Annotated in this window: 19 protein-coding genes, 1 tRNA gene and 1 pseudogene; 10 read left to right on the top strand and 11 right to left on the bottom strand. The window is 68.6% G+C overall.

What is annotated here, in order from left to right:
* Positions 1–138: 138 nt before the first annotated feature.
* Both B0I29_RS21860 and B0I29_RS21855 read right to left on the bottom strand, forming a co-directional pair.
* A tRNA-Gly gene (locus B0I29_RS21860) sits at positions 139–209 on the bottom strand.
* 55 nt (positions 210–264) lie between these two features.
* Entirely contained in the window at positions 265–771 is a 507-nt protein-coding gene (locus B0I29_RS21855) for a pyridoxamine 5'-phosphate oxidase family protein (RefSeq protein ID WP_111650902.1), read from the bottom strand.
* Between the two features lie 75 nt (positions 772–846).
* Between B0I29_RS21855 and dcd the strand changes: the two genes are divergently transcribed.
* Positions 847–1,425 carry a dCTP deaminase gene (dcd, locus tag B0I29_RS21850; RefSeq protein WP_111650901.1) on the top strand — a complete coding sequence of 193 codons (579 nt, stop codon included), beginning with the start codon at positions 847–849 and terminating at the stop codon, positions 1,423–1,425.
* On the opposite strand, the gene B0I29_RS21845 is transcribed toward dcd, so the two are convergent.
* Entirely contained in the window at positions 1,403–1,888 is a 486-nt protein-coding gene (locus tag B0I29_RS21845) for a YcxB family protein (RefSeq protein WP_111650900.1), read from the bottom strand. The two genes, dcd and B0I29_RS21845, sit on opposite strands and share 23 nt — an antisense overlap.
* A gap of 111 nt (positions 1,889–1,999) precedes the next feature.
* Here B0I29_RS21845 and B0I29_RS21840 point away from each other — a divergent pair, with 111 nt between their 5' ends.
* Positions 2,000–2,305 (top strand): YciI family protein, encoded by a 306-nt coding sequence (locus tag B0I29_RS21840; protein WP_111650899.1) that lies wholly within the window; start codon positions 2,000–2,002, stop codon positions 2,303–2,305.
* Positions 2,306–2,354: 49 nt separating this feature from the next.
* On the opposite strand, the gene B0I29_RS21835 is transcribed toward B0I29_RS21840, so the two are convergent.
* Entirely contained in the window at positions 2,355–2,897 is a 543-nt protein-coding gene (locus B0I29_RS21835; RefSeq protein ID WP_111650898.1) for a phosphoribosyltransferase, read from the bottom strand.
* 124 nt (positions 2,898–3,021) lie between these two features.
* Between B0I29_RS21835 and B0I29_RS21830 the strand changes: the two genes are divergently transcribed.
* Positions 3,022–4,149: a PP2C family protein-serine/threonine phosphatase gene (locus B0I29_RS21830; RefSeq protein WP_111650897.1), complete on the top strand. Its 1,128-nt coding sequence runs from the start codon at positions 3,022–3,024 to the stop codon at positions 4,147–4,149.
* Between the two features lie 22 nt (positions 4,150–4,171).
* Here B0I29_RS21830 and B0I29_RS45850 read toward each other — a convergent pair whose 3' ends face one another.
* Positions 4,172–4,327: a hypothetical protein gene (locus B0I29_RS45850; protein WP_181557918.1), complete on the bottom strand. Its 156-nt coding sequence runs from the start codon at positions 4,325–4,327 to the stop codon at positions 4,172–4,174.
* A 284-nt stretch (positions 4,328–4,611) separates the two neighbouring features.
* On the opposite strand from B0I29_RS45850, the gene B0I29_RS21825 reads away from it, so the two are divergent.
* The 5 genes and pseudogenes from B0I29_RS21825 to B0I29_RS45835 all read left to right on the top strand — a co-directional run bounded on the left by B0I29_RS21825 (position 4,612) and on the right by B0I29_RS45835 (position 10,089).
* Positions 4,612–6,468: an acyl-CoA dehydrogenase gene (locus tag B0I29_RS21825; RefSeq protein ID WP_111650896.1), complete on the top strand. Its 1,857-nt coding sequence runs from the start codon at positions 4,612–4,614 to the stop codon at positions 6,466–6,468.
* Positions 6,469–6,641: 173 nt separating this feature from the next.
* Complete coding sequence (locus B0I29_RS21820; protein WP_111650895.1) at positions 6,642–7,829, top strand: Ig-like domain-containing protein; 1,188 nt, start codon at positions 6,642–6,644, stop codon at positions 7,827–7,829.
* Between the two features lie 108 nt (positions 7,830–7,937).
* Positions 7,938–8,108, top strand: a complete 171-nt coding sequence (locus B0I29_RS45845) for a hypothetical protein (protein ID WP_181557917.1) — start codon at positions 7,938–7,940, stop codon at positions 8,106–8,108.
* A 30-nt stretch (positions 8,109–8,138) separates the two neighbouring features.
* Positions 8,139–8,963: pseudogene (locus B0I29_RS47815) on the top strand (S8 family serine peptidase); the annotation flags it as partial.
* 70 nt (positions 8,964–9,033) lie between these two features.
* Positions 9,034–10,089 carry an Ig-like domain-containing protein gene (locus tag B0I29_RS45835; RefSeq protein ID WP_181557916.1) on the top strand — a complete coding sequence of 352 codons (1,056 nt, stop codon included), beginning with the start codon at positions 9,034–9,036 and terminating at the stop codon, positions 10,087–10,089.
* 7 nt (positions 10,090–10,096) lie between these two features.
* On the opposite strand, the gene B0I29_RS21810 is transcribed toward B0I29_RS45835, so the two are convergent.
* On the bottom strand, positions 10,097–10,615 hold the full coding sequence (locus B0I29_RS21810; protein WP_111650894.1) for a SixA phosphatase family protein: 519 nt from the start codon (positions 10,613–10,615) through the stop codon (positions 10,097–10,099).
* A gap of 115 nt (positions 10,616–10,730) precedes the next feature.
* Between B0I29_RS21810 and B0I29_RS21805 the strand changes: the two genes are divergently transcribed.
* On the top strand, positions 10,731–11,012 hold the full coding sequence (locus B0I29_RS21805) for a DUF6458 family protein (protein WP_111650893.1): 282 nt from the start codon (positions 10,731–10,733) through the stop codon (positions 11,010–11,012).
* A gap of 39 nt (positions 11,013–11,051) precedes the next feature.
* Here B0I29_RS21805 and trhA read toward each other — a convergent pair whose 3' ends face one another.
* Entirely contained in the window at positions 11,052–11,726 is a 675-nt protein-coding gene (trhA, locus tag B0I29_RS21800; RefSeq protein WP_111650892.1) for a PAQR family membrane homeostasis protein TrhA, read from the bottom strand.
* 190 nt (positions 11,727–11,916) lie between these two features.
* On the opposite strand from trhA, the gene B0I29_RS21795 reads away from it, so the two are divergent.
* Entirely contained in the window at positions 11,917–12,663 is a 747-nt protein-coding gene (locus B0I29_RS21795; RefSeq protein ID WP_111651069.1) for a LamB/YcsF family protein, read from the top strand.
* On the opposite strand, the gene B0I29_RS21790 is transcribed toward B0I29_RS21795, so the two are convergent.
* The 4 genes from B0I29_RS21790 to B0I29_RS21775 form a co-directional block, all read right to left on the bottom strand.
* The gene (locus B0I29_RS21790) at positions 12,660–14,456 is read right to left on the bottom strand and encodes an NHL domain-containing thioredoxin family protein (RefSeq protein WP_111650891.1); all 1,797 of its coding nucleotides are present in this window, start codon (positions 14,454–14,456) and stop codon (positions 12,660–12,662) included. The genes B0I29_RS21795 and B0I29_RS21790 overlap by 4 nt on opposite strands.
* Before the next feature lie 82 nt (positions 14,457–14,538).
* Positions 14,539–18,222 carry an LppU/SCO3897 family protein gene (locus B0I29_RS21785; protein ID WP_146616853.1) on the bottom strand — a complete coding sequence of 1,228 codons (3,684 nt, stop codon included), beginning with the start codon at positions 18,220–18,222 and terminating at the stop codon, positions 14,539–14,541.
* A gap of 332 nt (positions 18,223–18,554) precedes the next feature.
* The gene (locus tag B0I29_RS45830) at positions 18,555–18,692 is read right to left on the bottom strand and encodes a hypothetical protein (RefSeq protein ID WP_181557915.1); all 138 of its coding nucleotides are present in this window, start codon (positions 18,690–18,692) and stop codon (positions 18,555–18,557) included.
* 201 nt (positions 18,693–18,893) lie between these two features.
* A complete protein-coding gene (locus B0I29_RS21775) occupies positions 18,894–20,294 on the bottom strand; it encodes a dihydrolipoamide acetyltransferase family protein (protein ID WP_111650888.1) in 1,401 nt (466 codons plus the stop codon).
* Between the last annotated feature and the right edge of the window lie 5 nt (positions 20,295–20,299).

The raw sequence follows: 20,299 nt of genomic DNA, 5'->3' as shown, positions 1-20,299 counted from the left end.
AAGCCGTACCAACGAAAGAGAATGACCACCCACAAAGGGCGACCAAAAGTCACCGTGGGGGTCTGGGGGCTCGGCCCCCAGGCAGAAATGCGAAGAGGCGCGGTTCGCGCTTTCCGCGAACACACGCCTCCGCCTCCGAGCGGGTGACGGGAATCGAACCCGCACTGTCAGCTTGGGAAGCTGATGTTCTGCCATTGAACTACACCCGCAAGCGGCCCCACTGTACCTGATTATCCGACTGCACGGCGGGACCGCCCCGGCTTGTCAGCTGGCGACGGCCAGGGTTCTGCGTAAGTTTCTGGTGGCCTGCCACGTCTGGGCGAATGCTGGTGCGAACGGGGTGGCTGCCAGGGGTAGGGCGCCGGCTGGGCCGTGGTGGCGGAGCATGGCGGTGTCGATGGTCAGCTCGAAGAGGCTCCAGTCGACGTCGGGTGAGGCGTGGAGGGTGCCGGCCAGGTGGGTGATCGCGGCCGGGTCGGTGACCTCGATGGCGCGGCCGGTGATGGTGGCCTCGTCGTCGTTGTCCTCCGGTGGGTACGCATGAAGGGCGTACCGACCGTCGCGCACCAGGTCGCGGCGCTTGGGTGAGTCGACGATGAAGCAGTAGAGGCCGTCGTCGGTGAAGACGGGCGAGACGGGGTGCACCCGGGGGCCGCCGTCGGGGCGCACGGTGGCGAGGTATCCCATGCCGGGGCCGTACTGCTCCATGAGCGCACGGATGCCGGCGGCGAGCAGCGGCTCGGCGGCGGCGAAATCGGACCAGGTTGCCATGGGAGCAGTCTATCGAACATGTGTTCGAGTCATCCAGTGAACACGCCGATATGGGCAGGTCGGTATGGTGTTGCGATGCTGCTCTCCGACCGTGACCTGGTCTCCGAGATCAAATCCGGGGATCTCTCGCTGGAGCCTTTCGAGCCGTCGCTCATGCAGCCGTCCAGCATCGACGTGCGGCTGGACCGCTTCTTCCGGGTGTTCAACAACCACCTCTACACGCACATCGACCCTGCCGAGCAGCAGGACGAGCTGACCGCGTCGGTGGAGGTCGCCGACGGTCAGCCGTTCGTGTTGCATCCGGGCGAGTTCGTGCTGGCGTCCACCCTGGAAGTGATCAGCCTCGGTCAGCAGCTTGCTGCTCGGCTGGAGGGTAAGAGCAGCCTCGGGCGGCTCGGCCTGCTGACGCACTCGACGGCCGGTTTCATCGACCCCGGGTTCTCCGGGCACGTCACGCTGGAGCTTTCCAATGTGGCGAACCTGCCGATCAAGCTGTGGCCGGGGATGAAGATCGGCCAGCTCTGCATCTTCCGGCTGTCCAGCCCGGCGGAGCACCCCTATGGGTCGTCGGTCTACGGGTCGCGGTACCAGGGGCAGCGCGGGCCGACGGCGAGCCGATCGGCAATGAACTTCAAGACCTGGCCAACTGCCTGACGGCGAGGCCTTGGGCTGCGGCCATGGCCAGGATCTGATCGACCTGGTCGGTGGTGAGGCCCATTGTCGGCACCGGCATGAGCCGGCCGTCGGCCAGGCCGAACACCAGCTGGCCGGGGAGCTCGTCGACCGAACGGATGGCGGGCCATGCGTACGAATGACGGCTCTGGTCGTCAGCGCTGGCGATGCCGCCCCCGCTGATCTCGTACGTGGTGGGCCGGCCGCCGCGCATGGCCTGGCGGGCGGTGCGGTTGAGCATGATCAGCGGTACGCCGACGGCCAGAACCGCGCCGATCGTGAGCAGCGCCGGGCTGAGGCTGCCGGTGGTCACCAGCACGAACGCCGCGGCGAGCAGCCCGGCCCAGCCGGCGGAGCGGGCCAGGAACACGGGCCGGCGCAGGCCACGCCGGACGGCGGCCGCGATCAGGACCGGGTCGGGGGCCGCGGTGATCTGGATCTGCACACCCGCAACGGTAGGTTCAGTCACCGCAAATCGTCACCGTGCGGATATCCCGGGCATTTCGCTCAGCGGCTGATCCATCCATCACCCGATCGGGCCAGACGCGGATCTACGATGAGCGGCGTGTATCTGATGATTTCGAAGTACCTGAAGCCGCTCGCTGAGGTGGACGCCGCCCGCGAGGATCACCTGGCCTTCGTCGACGGACTGGAGAAGGGCGGGTTCTCGGTCACCGCCGGGCGCCAGGACCCCGCTGCCGGCGGCATCATCCTGCTCGACGTCGACACCCAGGCCGAGGCCGAGGCGCTGATCGCCGAGGACCCGTACGTGCAGCGTGGGCTGGCTGTCTACACCGCTACGGGCTGGCACCCGACGCGTGGCGCGCTCGCCGGGTATCAGCGGGTACGGCCCAGCGCTTAGGGCGTACCCAAAGGGCCGCGAGGAAGGATGAGAGGCCTCGCGGCCTGGATCACGGGTCCAGGTCGGACCCGGACAGCAGGCTTCGGATGATCAGCTCGGCGGTGACCGCGGGCGGGCATTCATCGACGATCACAGCGGTGCCCACATAGCGATCGCCGACAAGATTTCGCAGGCCACGGGCCTGTGCGCCGGTCGAGGCCCAGTCGTCGACGATCAGGACTCGGTCGGCGGGGGAGATCAGCCACTCGCGCACGCCCAGGTGCTGGACGTCGCCGCGGTGGTCGGCCGGGACCTCGGTCCAGATCATCGGCTCGGCGATCGGCCGGCGGGCTCCGGCGCGGTACGCCTCGACGAAACCGACTCCGAGGGCGCGCGCCACGAGCGGGCCGAGCATAAATCCGGTGACTTCTGGCGAGACCACAACGGTGGGACGGTCTGACCGGAAGAGATCAGCGAGTGCTGGACCGAGACCGTCCAAAATTCTCGGTTCACGCCACCAGCCGGAGCGGTCGCTGACGAAATATTCGCTGTTCGGGCCGGGGTTGGTCCAGCGAAACTCGGAACGCAGAAGATCACGCAGATCGGTGCTCACACCAACATCCTGTCACCGAGGACCGGTTCTTCCTGGACCGACCGAATGACGCCGGTACTGACGGGTGGACAGAACCGCCTCAGCCTAGGGGTCAAGATGATGCCTGAGGACACGTCGATCGGGCATGCTGTTCGGCGGAACCATGCCTACTTTGCTGCCGGGCCGACGCCCGATGAGTCCAGGGAACCGCGCCGGGCTCGGCGCGGCCATTGTGATGCTCGCTGTCGTGTCCGCCGTGGAGCTCACCGACCCTGATTCCGCCGAGTTCGTGGGCCTGCTGGCGGCGGTGCCGTTCCTCGCCGCTGTCTTCGCGGCGTGGCAGTTCGTGCTCGGTGTCGGCGTGGTGGCCACGGTGGTCGGCGCGATCTTCGTGGGCGCGTCCGGCGGCCAGGGCATGGCCAGTGTGGTCAACCTGATGGGGATCATGCTCGCGACCGGTGTCGCGGCGGCCGGCGCCACCATCCGGGAGCGCCAGGCGGATCGGATCGCCGAGTTGCTGCGGCTCGCCTCGGTGGCCCAGCAAGCGGTGCTGCGCCCGATCGGCCCACAAGTGGGAGCGCTCTCGGTCGCTGGGCGTTACATCTCGGCCACCGCTGCGGCGGACATCGGCGGAGACCTGTACGAAGCGCTGAACACGCCGTACGGGGTCCGGATCATCATCGGTGACGTCCGGGGCAAGGGTTTGGACGCGGTTCGCCTGGCGAGCATCGTGCTGGGCTCGTACCGGCATGTCGCGTACGAACGGCCCGATCTCAAGTCGATCGTTGCGGACCTGGACCGGGCGGTGGCCCGGAGCGTCGGCGACGAGGACTTCGTGACCGCCGCGCTCGTCGAGGAGCGCGGCGGCACCCTGACCATCGTGAACTGTGGACATCCGGCGCCGTTGCTGCTGCGCCGGGGCCAGGTCATTCCACTGGAGCCCCCGGCACCGGCGCCGCCGCTCGGTTTCATGCCCGAGGTCAAGGCACGGGTCGAGCGGCTGGAGCCCGGCGACCGGTTGCTGCTCTTCACGGACGGGCTCGGCGAAGCTCGCCGCGAGGGCGAGTTCTTCCCGACTGCGGACCGGGCCTGGCGTCTGCTCGGGCACGGCACGGTCGGGGACGGCCTGGCGTCGCTGGAAACCGCGCTCGTCGACTGGGTCTACGGCCGGCTCGAGGACGACATCGCCCTGGTTCTTCTGGAATATGTGGGCCCGGACGGCGACGCTGCCGTGTCGGTGCCGAGTTGGGAAGTCGGAGCCGCAGGCTCCTAGGCCGCTCTTTTAAAGCCGGCTCTTAGGCCGCCGTGGTCTCGTCAGGCTCCGGCGCTGCCGGGGAGGTCGGCGCCGGAGCTGGTGGGGCCGTCTCGGGCTGGCGATGCCGTCCGACGTAATTGCGGGGCTGGCTGGCCTGGCGCGGCTCCGGGATCAGGTTCTTGATCGTGGCGAACATCGCGTCCCCCTGGGTGTCGGCGAAACGTTCTTCGCTGTCTATCCGGAGAAACGAACCTCATCGGCGAGCGATACGTGGTTCTGAGGGTCGAAGTCCGCAAATGGCCGAACGGTGGTCAGGTAAGCCACCCGATCGGCGACGTTTGTCCCACGAACCGGCGGACAGGCTCCCCTACCCGGTGGGTCTGACCCGAAACCCTGCCCGGGTTGTCGCTGGCTACCGATGGGTAATACAGTGGGGTTACTGACGGGTAACTCGCGTCCAGGAGAGCGGGGCCAAGCACGATGACGCACTACAAGAGCAACCTTCGGGACCTCCAGTTCAACCTGTTCGAGGTCTTCGGAGCGGAAAAGTCGCTCGGCCAGGCGCCGTTCGACGAATTCGACCTGGAGAGCGCCCGCGACGTGCTCGCCGAGGTGGACCGGCTGGCCCGGGAGGACCTCGCTGCCAGTTACACCGACGCGGATCGCAACCCGCCGGTCTTCGACCCGGCGACGAACACCGCGCCGCTGCCGGAGTCGTTCAAGAAGTCGTACGAGACGTTCATGGCGTCCGAGTTCTGGCGGCTGGACCTGCCGACCGGTCTCGGTGGCACGCCCGCGCCCCGCAGTCTCGTGTGGGCCGTCGCCGAGCAGATCCTCGGTGCGAACGCCCCGATCTGGATGTACTCGTCCGGCCCGTCCTTCGCCAACGTCGCGTGGACCGAGGGCACCGAGGAGCAGAAGCAGTGGGCCAAGCTCTTCGTGGAGAAGCAGTGGGGCTCGACGATGGTGCTGACCGAGCCGGACGCCGGTTCGGACGTCGGCGCCGGCCGGGCCAAGGCCATCCCGCAGGCCGACGGCTCGTGGCACATCGAGGGCGTGAAGCGCTTCATCACCTCGGGTGAGCACGACCTCACCGACAACATCATCCACTACGTTCTCGCCCGCCCGGTGGGCGTCGAGGGCGAGGGTGGCCCCGGCACCAAGGGCCTGTCGCTGTTCATCGTGCCGAAGTACCACTTCGACGCGGAGACCGGCGAGCTGGGCGAGCGCAACGGCGTCTACGCCACGAACGTCGAGCACAAGATGGGCCTCAAGGTCTCCAACACGTGCGAGATGACCTTCGGTGAGCACGGCACCCCGGCCAAGGGCTGGCTGCTCGGCGAGGTGCACCAGGGCATCCGGCAGATGTTCATGATCATCGAGAACGCCCGGATGATGGTCGGCACGAAGGCCATCGCCACCCTGTCGACCGGTTACCTGAACGCGCTGGAGTACGCGAAGAATCGCGTACAGGGCGCCGACCTGGTGCAGAACACCGACAAGGCCGCGCCGCGCGTCACCATCACCCACCACCCGGACGTACGCCGCTCGCTGCTGCTGCAGAAGTCGTACGCCGAGGGTCTGCGTGCCCTGGTCATCTACACCGCGACCTGGCAGGACAAGGTTGCCATCGCGACCGCGGCCGGCGACGAGAAGGCCGCGAAGATCGCGAACAAGATCAACGACTTCCTGCTCCCGCTGGTCAAGGGCGTCGGCTCCGAGCGGGCGTACGAACTGCTCGGTCACGAGTCGCTGCAGACCTTCGGTGGTTCCGGCTTCCTGCAGGACTACCCGCTGGAGCAGTACGTCCGGGACGCGAAGATCGACACCCTGTACGAGGGCACGACCGCGATCCAGAGCCTCGACCTGATCTTCCGCAAGATCGTCAAGGACAACGGCCGGGCGCTCGGCACCATCGCCGCGGAGATCCAGGGCTTCGTCGAGAGCGAGGCCGGCAACGGTCAGCTCAAGGACGAGCGGCTGGCCCTCGGCAAGGCGCTCGGCGAGATGCAGCAGATCCTGGGCATCACGCTGGGCTGGCTCCAGGAAGTACAGGGCGGCGAGGCTCGCGAGCTCTACAAGATCGGCCTGAGCTCGCGCCGGATCCTGCTGGCACTCGGTGACGTTGTCCTCGCGTGGCTGCTGCTGCGCCAGGCCGAGGTGGCGCTGAACGCGCTGAACACCGAACTGTCCGAGGCGGACAAGTCGTTCTACACCGGCAAGGTGGCGGCGGCTCGCTTCTTCGTCCGCGAGATCCTGCCCCGGATCGGCTCCGACCGTCGCATCATCGAGAACACGAACCTCGATGTGATGGATCTGCCCGAGGACGCTTTCTGATCCTCGCGGTGCACAAGCTTTTCCCACTCTCCTGAAAAAGACGAAGGCCGGCGGACAATGGCGTCCGCCGGCCTTCGTTGTTCCCCGGAACTTTTCGCCACTTGGTATCAGAAATGATCTTCGATATGCTCCCGAGTCAATCTTGTGTGGACACATGGCAACGGGGGCCATCGGTGCGCGTTCTGACTTTTGCTCTTGTCACCAGCCTGCTCGCCGGAGCGTTCGCCGCTCCGGCGGCCGCCGCGGAGACTTCGCGGACGAAAATCGATGCCGTTACGGCCGTGCCGACCGCCGAGGTCGTCTCACCGGATTGGTACAAGCGGGTCCGCAGCGGCCCGATCACGGTGGTCGTCCGCGGTTCGGCTGACGTCGTCTCCGCGTCGGTCAACGACGTCGTCATGAGTAAGGTGCCGGGCACCCTGGACTGGTCCGCGACCGTGCCGGTCACCGCGACGACGCGGGGCTTCTTCGGTGTCGCGTACGACGAGGAGGGGAACGCTGCCGCGTTCCGCAGCTACATCCTGGTCGACGACGACGGTCCCGGGTTCGACGCTCCGTTCTCCCCCGCCGCCGGTGAGCGGATCCGGGGCGACTTCCGTGCCTGGGCGAGCAAGGTCTACGACGACGGCCCGGTGGTCAAGGCGGAGCTCTGGGTGAACGGCAAGTACTACGGCTCGGACAATCCGGAGCCGCCTTACAACCAGGCCGGTTTCTCCGTCCTGGTGCGCCCCGGCACGTACTCCGGAAACCTCAAGCTGACCTGGAAGGTGAGCGACGAGCTGGGGAACTCGACCAGCCGCTCGTGGAACGTGATCGCGGACAACACCGGCCCGACGGGCACGGTCAACCCGAAGCAGAACACCCGGGTCCGCGGCACTTTCACCACCACGCTGACCGGAGTGAAGGACCTCTCCCGGGTGGCGTGGACCGAGCTCTGGGCGGACGGCAAGTACATCGGCATGGATCAGAAAGCGCCGTACTCCGGCAAGGTCAAGACCGGCAAGAAGAACGGCGCGGTCAAGCTGACCTGGAAGCTCTTCGACGAGCTCGGCAACTCCCGCACCTACACGCGGACCGTGGTCGCCGACAACAAGGCGCCGACCGTAAAGATCACCAAGGCTCCGAAGAACAAGGCCAAGGTCAAGGGCACGGTCAAGGTCTACGTCAAAGCCACCGACAGCTCCGGCATCGCGCGAGTCGAGCTGATCATCAACGGCAAGGTCGTGGCCAAGGACGTCAAGTCCGGCTATTTCCTCAGTGTCAACACCAAAAACCAGAAAAAGACCATGAAGGTACGGGTACGCGCATACGACAAGCTCGGCAACGTCACGTACACGACGACCCGTACCTGGCGCCGATGACATACATCTATATGATCGAACGCTGATGTCTATGGCTACGGGGGCCAATCATTGCGTGCGATTTCGTTAGGTCTTGCTGCCGTCCTAGTGGCCGGCGCGATTACCACAGTGTCCACGCCGGCGGCCGCGGCGTTGTCGGCGCTGCCTTTCACCATCGGCCTCAACCCGGGCGCTGAACCGGACAAACTCCTCAAGAGCCTGGGCTTCACGCTCCACGGGGGTACCGAGTGGATTCCCGGACTGAACGCCGTCCGTGCCGGCCTTGAATACGATGACTAATACGCGCTCAGGAACAAGCTGGACGCAGCAGTGCCGGAGCACTTCCGGTACGTGCAGCCCGAGCTGATTCTCGACTTGCACACCTCGGAACAGGCGCCGCTGACCGGCCGTGAGCTGCAGACCGTGCAGTTGCCGCGGGGCAAATCCGGGAGCGAGCCGGTGACCGTGGCGGTCCTGGACACCGGTGTCACGCCGAACAGTGATCTGCCGCCGAGCCGGTTGGTCCCCGGTGTCGACGCCACGAGGCTGCCGTTCGTCATGCTTCCCGAATACCCGGACATGGGCACAGACAGCTCGGACAAAGACGGGTACGGGACGATGACGGCCGGCATCATCGCCGGCGACTCGGGTATCTGCCCCAGCTGCCGGATCATGCCGGTGAAGATCGCTCACCAGAACGGGGGCTCGGTCCTCGGATTCTCCGCGGCGCTCGCGGCCGGCATCGTCTGGGCCGCCGACAACGGTGCCCAGGTCATCACGACGTCTGCCTCGATCTCGTCGAACCGCCAGCTGATCGCCGAGGCGGTCCAGTACGCGCTGAACAAGGACGTGCTTTTCGTCGCGTCAGCCGGCAAGTACGCGTACAACGGCTCGCCCGCCTACCCGGCGGCCATCGAGCCGGTGCTGGCGGTCAGCGCCGTCGACACGGCCGGCCGGACCACCGGACGTAGCAACTACGAGTCCGGGTGGGATCGCTGGATCGACGTCGCCGCGGCCGAGGGCGCGCCGGCGACGAACCACAAGGGCGACAAGACGTACCTCAACGGTGTGGAGGGCGCCACCGCCGTGGTGGCCGGCACCGCCGCGCTGGCCCTCTCGTCGAAACCCGGAGCGACCGCCGACGAGGTGCGCGAGGCGATCGTCGGGACCACCTCCACCCCCGGAGCGGCTTCCGGTTCTGAACGCCGGCAAGGCCGTTCACCAGGTGGCCGGCAACGACATTGCCGACCCGGAGATCACCGCGACCGGCCTCACCGCCGGCCAGCTGATCGCGAAGCCGATCGACGTGCAGCCGGCGGTCACCGACGACTACGGTTTCGCGCTCGTCGAGATGACGGTCGCCGGCAAGACGACGACCATCCGGAACCCGTGGGAGAAACTGCGGTTCACGCCGCCGGCCGGCTTCTCCGGCGACCTCGCGGTGTCGTTCCGGGTGACCGACTTCGCGGGCAAGACCGACGAGGCCACCACGGTCGTCAAGGTCGACACGGTCGGTCCGGCGGGCAGCATCGTCTCCCCGGTAGCCAACGCTCACATCCGGGGCGTGGCCAAGGTGGTGTTCCGCGGTGCGGCGGACGTCGCCTCCGCCACGGTCAACGGCGTGGCGATGAAGAAGGTCTCCGGCGACTGGACGGCGAGCGTCGCGCCCAACCGCGGCCAGCTCGTGGTCGAGGCGGCCGACTCGTCCGGCAACATCACCCGGTTCACCCGGACCGTCGTGGCGGACAACGAAGGCCCGACCGTGACGTCGATCAGCCCGGCCGCCAACGCCAAGGTCCGTGGCACCTTCACCAGCTCGCTCAGCGGAGCGAAGGACGTGAGCGGGGTCGCCAAGACCGAGCTGTGGGCGAACGGCAAGTACCTCGGCACGGGCACCTCGCGGACGGTCGCGACCGGCAAGGCCAGCGGAAACGTCAAGCTGACCTGGAAGCTGACCGACAAGCTCGGCAACTCCCGGACCTACACCCGCACGGTGATCGCCGATAACAAGGCGCCGACCGTGAAGATCACCAAGGCCCCGAAGAACAAGGCCAAGGTCAAGGGCACGGTCAAGGTCTACGTCGCGGCCACCGACACGTCCGGCATCGCGCGGGTCGAGCTGATCATCAACGGCAAGGTCGTCGCCAAAGATGTCAAATCCGGCTATGTCCTCAGTGTCAACACCAAAAACCAGAAAAAGACCATGAAGGTACGGGTACGCGCTTACGACAAGCTCGGCAACGTCACCTACACGTCGATCCGTACCTGGTACCGCAAGTAGTTGGTTCTCAGCCCCGGGCGGTGTGCTGGCGTGCCAGGCGCATCGCCCCGGGCTGGGTCTCCGACCACGGCTTCTCGCCGCTGTGCACGGCGAGGCCGGAGGTCTTCATTTCGACAACCGTGCCGGTGAACTGGTCGTCCGGCAGCAGCAGCGCGGACACTTCGGACACCGTCGGATTGTGCCCGACCAGCAGAACCGTCCGCACGGTCTCCGGAACCCGACGAAGAAGATCAAAGACTTCGGTACGCCCACCGAGGTACAAACCCTCGTCGTAGATGACCTCGGGTGAAACCTGCCCGTTCTCGCCCTGTGCCATCGCGATCGCAGCCGTCTGCCAGGTCTGCCGGGTGCGCCGGGCCGGTGAGCAGAGCACAAAATCAGGGTGCAGCCGCGCGTCCGCGAGCCACGCACCAGCCGCGTCCGCGTCGGACTCACCCCGCTCAGTGAGCGAACGGTCGAAGTCGACGAGGTCGCCGGGCGTCTCGGCCTTGGAGTGGCGCAACAGGATGAGCGTTCGCAAGGTCATGGGAACAGCTTGCCTGATTGGAATTTCAAGCGGGCGGGTAAACGGTCGATCGACGCATTCATCACGGTCGAGCGCTGAGGGCCCGGCCGGGCGGACACCACCCGAGGAGGGTCAGATGGGCATCGGCGCAAGCATTTTCCTGTTGGCTCTGGGCGCGATCCTGGCGTTCGCCGTGGAGGCGGACATCAGTGGCCTGGACATCAACGTGATCGGCTGGATTCTGATGGTGGCGGGCCTGGCCGGCCTGATCATCACTCTCTGGTTCTGGAGCAGCCGCCGTCGCACGGTGGTGACCCGGACGCAGCAGCCGGTCGCCGGCGCCGGTTACACCAGCGAGTACCGCGAGGTCCGTCGCAACGACGATGTTCCCCCGCCGCCGCCCCCGGCCTACTCCTGATCTAGCTAGAAAGCCCGGGTCCGAACTGGACCCGGGCTTTTACGCGTATAGCGCGAAATAGATCGCGATGTGATGGCAGATGGCCGCGACCAGCGTGCAGGCGTGGAAGAACTCGTGATGGCCGAAGACGGTCGGCCACGGGTTGGGCCGGCGCAGCGCGTAGAAGACCGCGCCGATCGTGTAGATCGCGCCGCCGACGATCATCAGGACCAGGCAGGTCACGCTGACGTGCAGGACGTCCGGGATGATGGCGACCGCGACCCAGCCGAGCGCCACGTACAGCGGAGCGCCCACCCAGCGCGGCACGTGCGGCCAGATCACCTTGAGGGCGACGCCACCCAGGGCGCCTATCCAGACCAGGCTGAGCATCCAGGTGGCCTTGGTGTCGTTCAGGAGCAGCACGCAGAACGGCGTGTACGTGCCGGCGATGAAGATGAAGATCATCGAGTGATCCATCCGCCGCATGATCTGGTAGCCGCGTTCGCTCCAGACCCTCCGGTGGTACAGCGCGCTGGTGCCGAAGAGGCCGCAGACCGTGATGCTGTAGATCAAGCAGCTGATGAACGGGCCGATCCCCGGTCGGGTGAGTGCGATCGAGCAGAGCACGATGCCGCAGACCAGGGCGACGAAGAACGCGTACTGATGCAACCGGCCGCGCAGTCGCGGCTTGCCGAGGTCGGCAGGCTTCATCCGGAACGGGGCTGAGGTCGTCACGCGCTCCAGGTTACGGCACCGTAGGTTACTAGCGGGTAGTGATGCCGGATACGACGAGCTATCCCTGGTGATTTCTCCATGAAAGTACGACGTGCGGGCACCTTCGCGCTACCGATCGGGTGCACGAACGTCGAACAGATGGAACACTGCCGGTCCGGCCGGGGGACTACGGTACGTTTTCGTGACCTCGATTGATCTCAACGCCGACCTCGGCGAAGGCTTCGGCGCCTGGCGACTCGGCGACGACGACGCCCTGCTCGACGTGGTGACCTCGGCAAACGTGGCGTGCGGCTTCCACGCCGGCGACCCGGCCACGATGCATCGGGTGTGCCGGACGGCCGCCGACAAGAACGTCGCCGTCGGCGCGCAGGTCGGTTACCGCGATCTGGCCGGATTCGGTCGCCGCCGAATCGACTACGCACGGACCGAACTGCGCGACGACATCCTGTACCAAATCGGCGCGCTCGCAGCGTTCTGCCGGGCGGCCGGCAATCATGTGCGCTATCTGAAACCGCACGGGGCGCTCTACAACACCGCCGCCGTCGACCCCCTGCAGGCCGGCGCCGTGGTCGACGCGGTGCTCGCCTGGGACTCGGCGCTGCCGGTGCTCTGCCAGCCCGGATCGGTGCTGGCCGTGGCCGCTGCCGAGGCCGGGCTCACCGTCGTCGGCGAGGGCTTCGCCGACCGCGGATACCTGCCCGACGGCCGGCTGGTGCCCCGATCGGCACCGGACGCGCTGGTGCACGAGCCGGCCGACGTGGTCGACCGGGCCGTACGGATGGCGGTCAGCAGCGAGGTGGTCGCCGCCGACGGGACCGTGGTGGCACTCCCGGTTCGCTCGATCTGCGTGCACGGCGACACCCCGGGCGCCGTCGAGCTGGCCCGAGCGGTCCGAGCCGGCCTCGACAGCCACCTTTCGGTACGCGCGTTCGCCTAGCGCTCGTCCATGCCTCGCAGGATCAGGGGGAGGCGGGAGGGTGCGGCCGGGTCGATCACGATCGGGACGCCCCAGTCCTGGCGGGTCAGGTGGCAGGCGCCGTACTCGGCGTCCACATCACACGTCGCGGCCTGGGCCACCACCTGGAGCACACCCTTAGGTACGTCCGGGTTGAGCACCAGTTTCCGGGACAGGTCGGTGGTGACGCCGTCGCCGTCGAGCAGCAGCTCGGCCGGGGACGCGGACACCGTGAGTCGCAGCGGCGAGCCGAACTGGCTGTCCAGTTTCTGGCCCGGAGCCGGCGTGAAGATCACGTCGAGGGTGACCTCGCCCGGTGCCAGGTGCGACGGCGGGCGCTCGGTCCTGTGCCGCTCGCCGTTGACCTTCGTCACCACGCCGGGGGCGAGGCGGGTCAGCCGGTGCGCGGCCGACTCGACGACGAGAACATCGTTGTTGCTGGTCACCAGCACGTCGCTCGGCTCGGCGAGGCCCGAGTCGACGGTGGAGACCTGGCCGGTCGCCGGGTCGAATCGGCGAACCGCGCCGTTGTAGGTGTCCGCGATCAGGACGGAACCGTCGGCAAGCGCGGCCACCCCGAGCGGGTGCTGCAACAACGCCTCGGCAGCCGGGCCGTCCACGTGACCGAAATCGAACAGTCCTTGGCCGACCGCGGTGTGCAGCGCGCTCTCCTCGACGAACCGTAGCGCCGAGGTCTCGCTGTCCGCGATCCAGAGCCGCTTGCCGTCATGGCTGACCGACAGGCCGGACGGCTGAGCCATCCAGACGTCCGGAAGCGGGCCGTCGCGCAGCGCCTCCACGGTCGTGCCGGCGTAGACGCCGACCGTGCGCTTGATCGGGTCGAACCACCAGAGCTGGTGGATCCCGGCCATCGCGATGATGACCTTGTCGTCGTACCAGGCCAGGTCCCACGGTGAGGAGAGGTCGGCGGCGAGCGCGTCGTGCGGGTGGTTGTCCACGGTGGAACGCCACGGCCTGCCGGAGCCGGCCACCAGGGTGATCTCGCCGGTCGCGGTGTTGATCGCGCGGAGCTGGTGGTTCACGGTGTCGGCGACGACCACGTCGTAACCGGCGATCTCGCTGACCTCGGCCGGCAGCAGGACCAGGCCCTGCGGCTCGCTGAACGGATCGTTGCGGCTCTCGCTGCCGAACCGGCGGACCAGGGTCTCGCCATCGGCGGCCAGCTCGACGATCGAATGCCGGGCCGAGTCCGAGACCAGCAGGTTCCCGTTCGGCAGCTCGATCGCCTTGCCCGGGAAACGGAACAGGCTGTCCGGGGCGGGCGGCGCAACGTACGGACCGTCGCCGCGGTGCAGGGTGCCGTCCGCCTCGTGCTTGGTGATCAGCTCGTCGATCAGCCGGGACAGGCCCTCGGCGTGACCCTCACCGGCCATCGAGGCGACCAGGTAACCGGTCGGGTCGACCACTGCCAGGGTGGGCCAGGCCTTCGCCGCGTACTGCTGCCAGAGGTGCATGTCGCCGTCGTCGACGACCGGGTGATGAACGCCGTACCGCTCCACGGCGGCGGCCAGCGCCACCGGGTCACGCTCGTGCTCGAACTTCGGCGAGTGCACGCCGATCACCACGATGGCGTCGCCGTACTTCTCCTCCAGCGGCCGCAACTCGTCCAGCACGTGCAGGCAGTTGATGCAGCAGAACGTCCAGAAATCCAGGATCAGGATCTTGCCCCGGAGGTCGGCGAGGGTGAGGTCCTTGCCGCCGGTGTTCAGCCAGCCGCGGCCCTTGAGTTCGGGCGCACGCACACGAAAGTTCATGCCGCCCATCGTGCCTCAGGCCCGCGGTCCCGCCCAGCGGCGGGACCGCGGCCTGTGCCGTGGATCAATCAGGCTTTCAGCCTTACGCCTTTGGCTTCAGGCACAGCACCTGGTCGCCGCCATCCTTGGGTACGACGATGTAGGGCTGAGCCTGGTCGGCGCACTGCTCCTTGGCGGTGGCGATCGACACGACCTCGAACGCGCCGGCCGTCGAGCAGTCCGCTTTCACCGGGGCGTTGTCGGCGGTGCGGGTCACGCACTCACCCTGGGCCACGCTGAACTCGTCGTCGCCGGCGATCAGCGAGACCAGGCCGAAAACGATGCCGAGGAGCAGCGCGGCGCCGAGCACCACGGCCAGGGTGACCGGCACGGTACGCACGTTCACCTTCACCGGAGCCGGGGCGGCCGCGGGCTCGTCCGACTTGAACTGCTCGAACCGGCTCTGGTCGCCCTCGGGACCGGGCCAGCTCGTGGTGTCCTCCGGGCCGGGCGGGGTGACCGTGGCACGGGCCGCCGGGCTACCCGGGTAGACGCCGGGAGCGGCCTCGCCGGGCATCGGCGGCAGAGCGGGCGCCGGGACGTACGGCGAGTTGCCCCGGCCGGACATGTCCGTGGTGTGCTCGTTGAACTGGTCCGGGCCGTTCTGGTTGCTGGTGAACTCGTTGTACGGCGGGCCGGGAACCGGAGAACCCGGGTTGCCGAAGGCAGGACCGCCGGACGACGGGAACTGCGGTGAGCCGGGCATCGAGTACGGCGAGCCGCCCGAACCCGGGAACGGCACGCTGCCGGAGTCCGGGTACGGCACGCCACTGCCGGGCGCTTCCGGCGGGGCGACCCGCGCGCTCGCCGAGGCGCGGGCCGAGGCCCGAGCCGGCGACTGCGGGTTCACACCGGCGTCGCCGGTGCCGAAGCCGCCCTCACGCTGCTGGAACGGGACGCCGCCGAAGCCACCGCTCGGCTCGCCGTCGGTGTTCTCCTCGGCGCGCTGACCGTAGGTGTTGCTCTGCTGGCCGTCGCCCGGACGCGGGTTGTCACCGGGCCGCGAGTTGTCACCGGGCCGCGGGCCGAACGGGTCGGCCGCCTCGGGAGCGTCGCCGGGGCGGGGCCCGAACGGGTTCGCCTCAGGGGCGTCACCGGGACGTGCGCCGAACGGGTTTCCCGCGGCGGGTGCTTCCCCGGGACGCGGGCCGAACGGGTTCGCCTCAGGGGCGTCACCGGGACGTGCGCCGAACGGGTTGGCGGCGTCGGGTGCCTCGCCGGGGCGCGGGCCGAACGGGTTGGCCGCACCAGGGCCTTCGCCGGGACGCTGGCCGAAGTGGCCGTTGTCCTCCGGGGCGGGCTGCTGCGGGTAACCCCGCTGAGGCAGCGGGGCGGATGCGAAGCCGCCGCTGGGCTCTTCATCGGTACGGGGTGCGGCGCCCGGGAAGCCGGGGCCACCGCTGTTGTGCTGGCCGGCCGGCGGGTAGCCACCGGGCGGGGTGAACCGGTCCTCGGCGCCACGCTGCTGGAAACCACCGGACTGTTCGTCCTGGTCGGCCCGCTGCGGGGCGAACGGAGAGTCAGCACGCTGCGCCCCGAACGACGCACCGTCGCGATCCGACGAGCCGTATTCCTGCGCACCGCGGTCCGACGAGCCGTACTCCTGGCCGCTACGGTCCGGGGAGCCGTACTCCTGAGCACCGCGATCCGGAGCGCCGTATTCCTGCGCGCTGCGGTCCGGGGTGCCGTATTCCTGGGCGCCGCGGTCCTGCTGGAACGGGGCTTCGGTTCGCTGCGGGGCGAACGGGGTGTCCGTGCGCTCCGGGGCGAAGGACGACTCCGTGCGCTGCGGCGCGGCCGGGGAGAACGGGGCGGGCGGGAAGCCACCCGACGGTTCGTCGGAGCGGTTGTCGTCGTCGGATTCCGGTTCGGCGGGGGGTGCCGAGGCGGGACGGCCGTAGACCCGGGCCTGCGGTGCGGGTGCGGGCGGCGGGAGTTCGGCGGCGTCGACGCGGGAGCCGGGCACCGAAGCGCTGGCCGTGACCGGGCGGGCCGAGCCGACCACCGGACGTTCGCCCGGGTCGCGCGGCTGCGGCACGGCACTGCCGGACGTGGGCGCGGGAATCGGCGCCCCACCGCTGGAGAGCGAGGCACCGGGAACACGCTGCGGGTAGCCGGAACCACCGGTCGGCTCGGAGTCGCGCTCAGCGGGTGCGTCCGAGGGGTCAGCGGAGCCGAACCCAGGCCCGGACTGCGGCGCCGAGCCAAACGGCTGCTGCTCGGCACCGGACTGAGCCGAACCACCGAACGGCGAACCGAAAGGCTGCTGGTCAGAGCCGGACTGAGCCGAACCACCGAACGGCGAACCGAAAGGCTGCTGGTCAGAGCCGGACTGAGCCGAACCACCGAACGGCGAACCGAAAGGCTGCTGGTCAGAGCCGGACTGAGCCGAACCACCGAACGGCGAACCGAAAGGCTGCTGGTCAGAGCCGGACTGAGCCGGGCCACCGAACGGCGAACTCGGCTGCGCCGGGCCACCGAAACCGGGGCCGGACTGCGGTGCGGAGCCGAAGGGCTGGCCCTCAGGGGCCTGCTGCGGCGAGCCGTAAGACGGCCGGCCGTCGGAGCCGGTGCCGAACGGCTGGGCGCTGGGCTGCGGCACACCGGACGACGGCGCTGCGGAACCGAACGGCTGGGCGCCGCCCTCGGGCTGACCTGCGGAACCGAACGGCGAGGCGGGTGCTCCGGAACCGAACGGCGAAGCGGGTGCTGCGGAACCGAACGGCTGGGGCGCGCCCGAAGCGGGGGCCGCCGAGCCGAAGGGCTGCGGGTCGTTGCCGAAGGGCTGGCCGGTGTTGCCGAACTGCTGGCCGCCGTTGCGGGTGGGCAGGTCGGCCGCGGGGCCGCCCTCGGGGCCTGCGGGGGCGCGCAGCGGGAAACCGCCGCCTTCGCCTCGGCGGGCCGGGAACGTGGTCGCCGCCCGGTTCGCGTCGGTGGGTTCGGCGTTGCGGGCGTTGTTCTGCATCCAGCTGTTCTGCGCGGGGCCGGCGGTGAAGCCGCTCGGACCGGAAGCGTCGGGTAGGTCGGTGAGGCTGGCGCCGGGTACGCGCACCGGCTGGTCACCGAAAGCGGAGAAACTGGTGCCACCGGAGTCGTCACCGACGGGCACTGAGGCACCCGGCGTGCGGGTGGGCAGGCCGGGCAATCCGGGCGGAGTGTTCAGACCGGGCGGCGGCGACGGGTTCTGCGGGGCCCAACCAGCCTGCCCAGGACCAGGCTGCCCAAGACCAGACTGCCCGAGACCAGGACCAGGCTGCCCAAGAGCGGGATCAGCCTGCCCCGGACCGGCCTGCGCAGCGCCACGCTGAGGAAGAGCTCCACCCTCAACCGAAGAAGCCGCGGGAACAGAACCAGCGGAACCGTACGACCCATAGGGCGCGGCGGAACCGGCTGCGCCGGGCGTCACCGAACCGTACGGGGAAGCGTCGCGCCGGGGCAGCTCCTCGGACTCCGGCTGCGGCACGCGGGCCGAGCCGTACGGAGTGCCGGCCGGCTTGGGGCCCGCGCCGAACGTGGAGACCGGCGGGACCACGAACGGCGAGCCGCCGTTCGGAGTGGCTTGCGGTGGAGGTCCGTATGAGGTCGGGAAACCCTCGGCCGGCGTCACCGGGGCTGATGCCCGGCCGGCCACTCGCTGACCCTCGGCGTCGGACGGGTAACCGTCCGAAGCGGGTCCGCCCGACGTGGCCTCGGCCGGCTGACCGGCGTGGTGCCCCTCGGACGTCATACGCGCCTCCTCATTTCTGCGGCCGTGCCAGCTTTGCACGGACAAGACCCCTGCGGCGTCCTTCCACCAAAGGGCCGTGCCAGCTCTCCGGCCAGGCCGTGCCGGGCCCCGATCAAGAAGGGCCCTGGTCCCGTCCGCCGACCGGCCGTGCCGGCTTGGGAACCGTGCCCAACCGTACCGGGCGTCGGCGGCGTGAGGAATCCCGGTGTACGCCCCGGAGGGACTGTTGTCCGATCTTCAAGCGTGGTTTTTGACACGAAACGGCCCGTCCGGATGATCCGGACGGGCCGTTCGATGTTTGTTCCCCCCGAGAAGCGCTCCAGCGCGGCTGCCTAGCTGGGCTGCCTCTGGGAGAAGAAGGCGATCTCGTCGCGCATCGACTGCGTGGGCGCCGACTGCATGGCGCGGTCGATGGCGCGGTTCTGGCGGCTGATCATCCGACGCCGGCGGATGCGGTCGATCATGCTCATGGCACTGCTTCTTTCCCCGGCTCTTGGCCGGCCCTGCTCATGACGAGCGCGACCGGTCCCGCTTGTGGCGGTCACCTCGGCGCACGTCTCGGTGTTGATTGAAGTATGCGCCTTTGGCTATGCCATTGCCAAAGTTTCAGGGGGTGAGCTGGGTCATGTGCCTAAGAATCGAAAGTCCACAACCGTCGGCGACGAACGAATCTAACCCCAGGTGAGCATCGCCGTCTTCGGGTCGGCCAGGAAGGCGCCGATGTCGCGGAGGAACTTCGAGCCCAGCTCGCCATCGACGATCCGATGGTCGAAGGAGAGCCCGAGGGTCGTCACCTCACGGATCTTGATTTTGCCGTTGTGCACCCAGGGCGTCGGCCGGATGGCGCCGAGCGCCAGGATGGCCGACTCGCCGGGCGGCAGGATCGGAGTGCCGGTGTCGACGCCGTAGACGCCGACGTTGGTGATCGAGAACGTTCCGCCGGACATGTCGGACGGCGGCGTCTTGCCCGATCTCGCGGTCCGCACCAGATCGTTCAGCGCGGTGGCGAGCTCGGGCAGGGTGAGCCGGCCGGCGTCCTTGACGTTCGGGACGATCAGGCCGCGCTCGGTCGCCGCCGCGATGCCGAGGTTCACGTACTCCTTGACCACGATCTCGCCGGTCTCGCCGGACCAGGTCGAGTTGATCATCGGATGCCGCTTGATCGCCAGCAGCACGGCTTTCGCCACCAGCAGCAGCGGGGAGATCCGCTGCTCGGCGAACTCCGGCCGGCCTTTCAGCTTCTCCAGCGTCTTCATCGAGCGGGTCACGTCGACGGTGAGGAACTCCGTGACGTGCGGCGCGGTGAAGGCCGACGCGACCATGTTCGCCGCGGTCAGCTTCCGCACCCCCTTGATCGGGATGCGCTGCTCCCGCGAACCGGCGTCTGCGACGCCATTCAGAACCGCGATCGGCTGCGGCTCCGCGGGTGCTTGCGCTTCGTTCACAGCCTTGTGTACGTCGTCACGCGTCACCGATCCGAGAGGACCGGAGCCGGTGAGCGAGGTGAGGTCGACGCCGAGGTCCCGGGCCAGCTTGCGGACCGGCGGTTTGGCGAGGACCCCCGATCCCACGGGCCGCAATGCCTTTGCGGGCGGTGCGGGCGGGAGATCGGCGGTAGCCGCCGGAGGCGGGGGAGGGGTAGCTGCGCTTGTGGCAGGCGTAGGCGTACCGATCCTGGCTCTTCTTTTGGCGCTTGTGGTTCGCGGGCCGTAACCGACGAGGACGGCCGTGCGGCCGCCCGGAGCCGGACCACCGATGAGACCGGCTTCGGTCTCCTCGCCTGCGGGAGTCGCGGCGGGGGGATCCGAAGGAGCCGGACCGGCGCTGGGGTCGGTGTCGATCGCGATGATCGGCTTGCCGACCTCGACCACCGTGCCGGCCTCGTGGAAGATCCGGGTGACGACGCCGCCCCATTTCGCGGGGATCTCCACTGCCGCTTTGGCGGTCTCCACCTCGACGATCGGCTGGTTCAGTTCGATCGTGTCGCCGACCTTGACGAGCCAGGCCAGGATCTCACCCTCGGTGAGGCCTTCGCCGAGGTCGGGCAGGTTGAATTCCTTGATCCGTGACATCGGGG

Source organism: Actinoplanes lutulentus (genome assembly GCF_003259845.1).
Classification (GTDB): domain Bacteria; phylum Actinomycetota; class Actinomycetes; order Mycobacteriales; family Micromonosporaceae; genus Actinoplanes; species Actinoplanes lutulentus.
This window is presented reverse-complemented; position numbering and strand designations above follow the sequence as displayed.

Bases quoted from the DNA above. Each gene is read 5' to 3' on its own strand.
- B0I29_RS21855 (WP_111650902.1), bottom strand. From the start codon at position 771: ATGGCAACCTGGTCCGATTTCGCCGCCGCCGAGCCGCTGCTCGCCGCC.
- dcd (WP_111650901.1), top strand. From the start codon at position 847: ATGCTGCTCTCCGACCGTGACCTGGTCTCCGAGATCAAATCCGGGGAT.
- B0I29_RS21840 (WP_111650899.1), top strand. From the start codon at position 2,000: ATGAGCGGCGTGTATCTGATGATTTCGAAGTACCTGAAGCCGCTCGCT.
- B0I29_RS21830 (WP_111650897.1), top strand. From the start codon at position 3,022: ATGCTGTTCGGCGGAACCATGCCTACTTTGCTGCCGGGCCGACGCCCG.
- B0I29_RS45850 (WP_181557918.1), bottom strand. From the start codon at position 4,327: ATGTTCGCCACGATCAAGAACCTGATCCCGGAGCCGCGCCAGGCCAGC.
- B0I29_RS21825 (WP_111650896.1), top strand. From the start codon at position 4,612: ATGACGCACTACAAGAGCAACCTTCGGGACCTCCAGTTCAACCTGTTC.
- B0I29_RS21810 (WP_111650894.1), bottom strand. From the start codon at position 10,615: ATGACCTTGCGAACGCTCATCCTGTTGCGCCACTCCAAGGCCGAGACG.
- B0I29_RS21805 (WP_111650893.1), top strand. From the start codon at position 10,731: ATGGGCATCGGCGCAAGCATTTTCCTGTTGGCTCTGGGCGCGATCCTG.
- B0I29_RS21790 (WP_111650891.1), bottom strand. From the start codon at position 14,456: ATGAACTTTCGTGTGCGTGCGCCCGAACTCAAGGGCCGCGGCTGGCTG.
- B0I29_RS21785 (WP_146616853.1), bottom strand. From the start codon at position 18,222: ATGACGTCCGAGGGGCACCACGCCGGTCAGCCGGCCGAGGCCACGTCG.
- B0I29_RS45830 (WP_181557915.1), bottom strand. From the start codon at position 18,692: ATGAGCATGATCGACCGCATCCGCCGGCGTCGGATGATCAGCCGCCAG.
- B0I29_RS21775 (WP_111650888.1), bottom strand. From the start codon at position 20,294: ATGTCACGGATCAAGGAATTCAACCTGCCCGACCTCGGCGAAGGCCTC.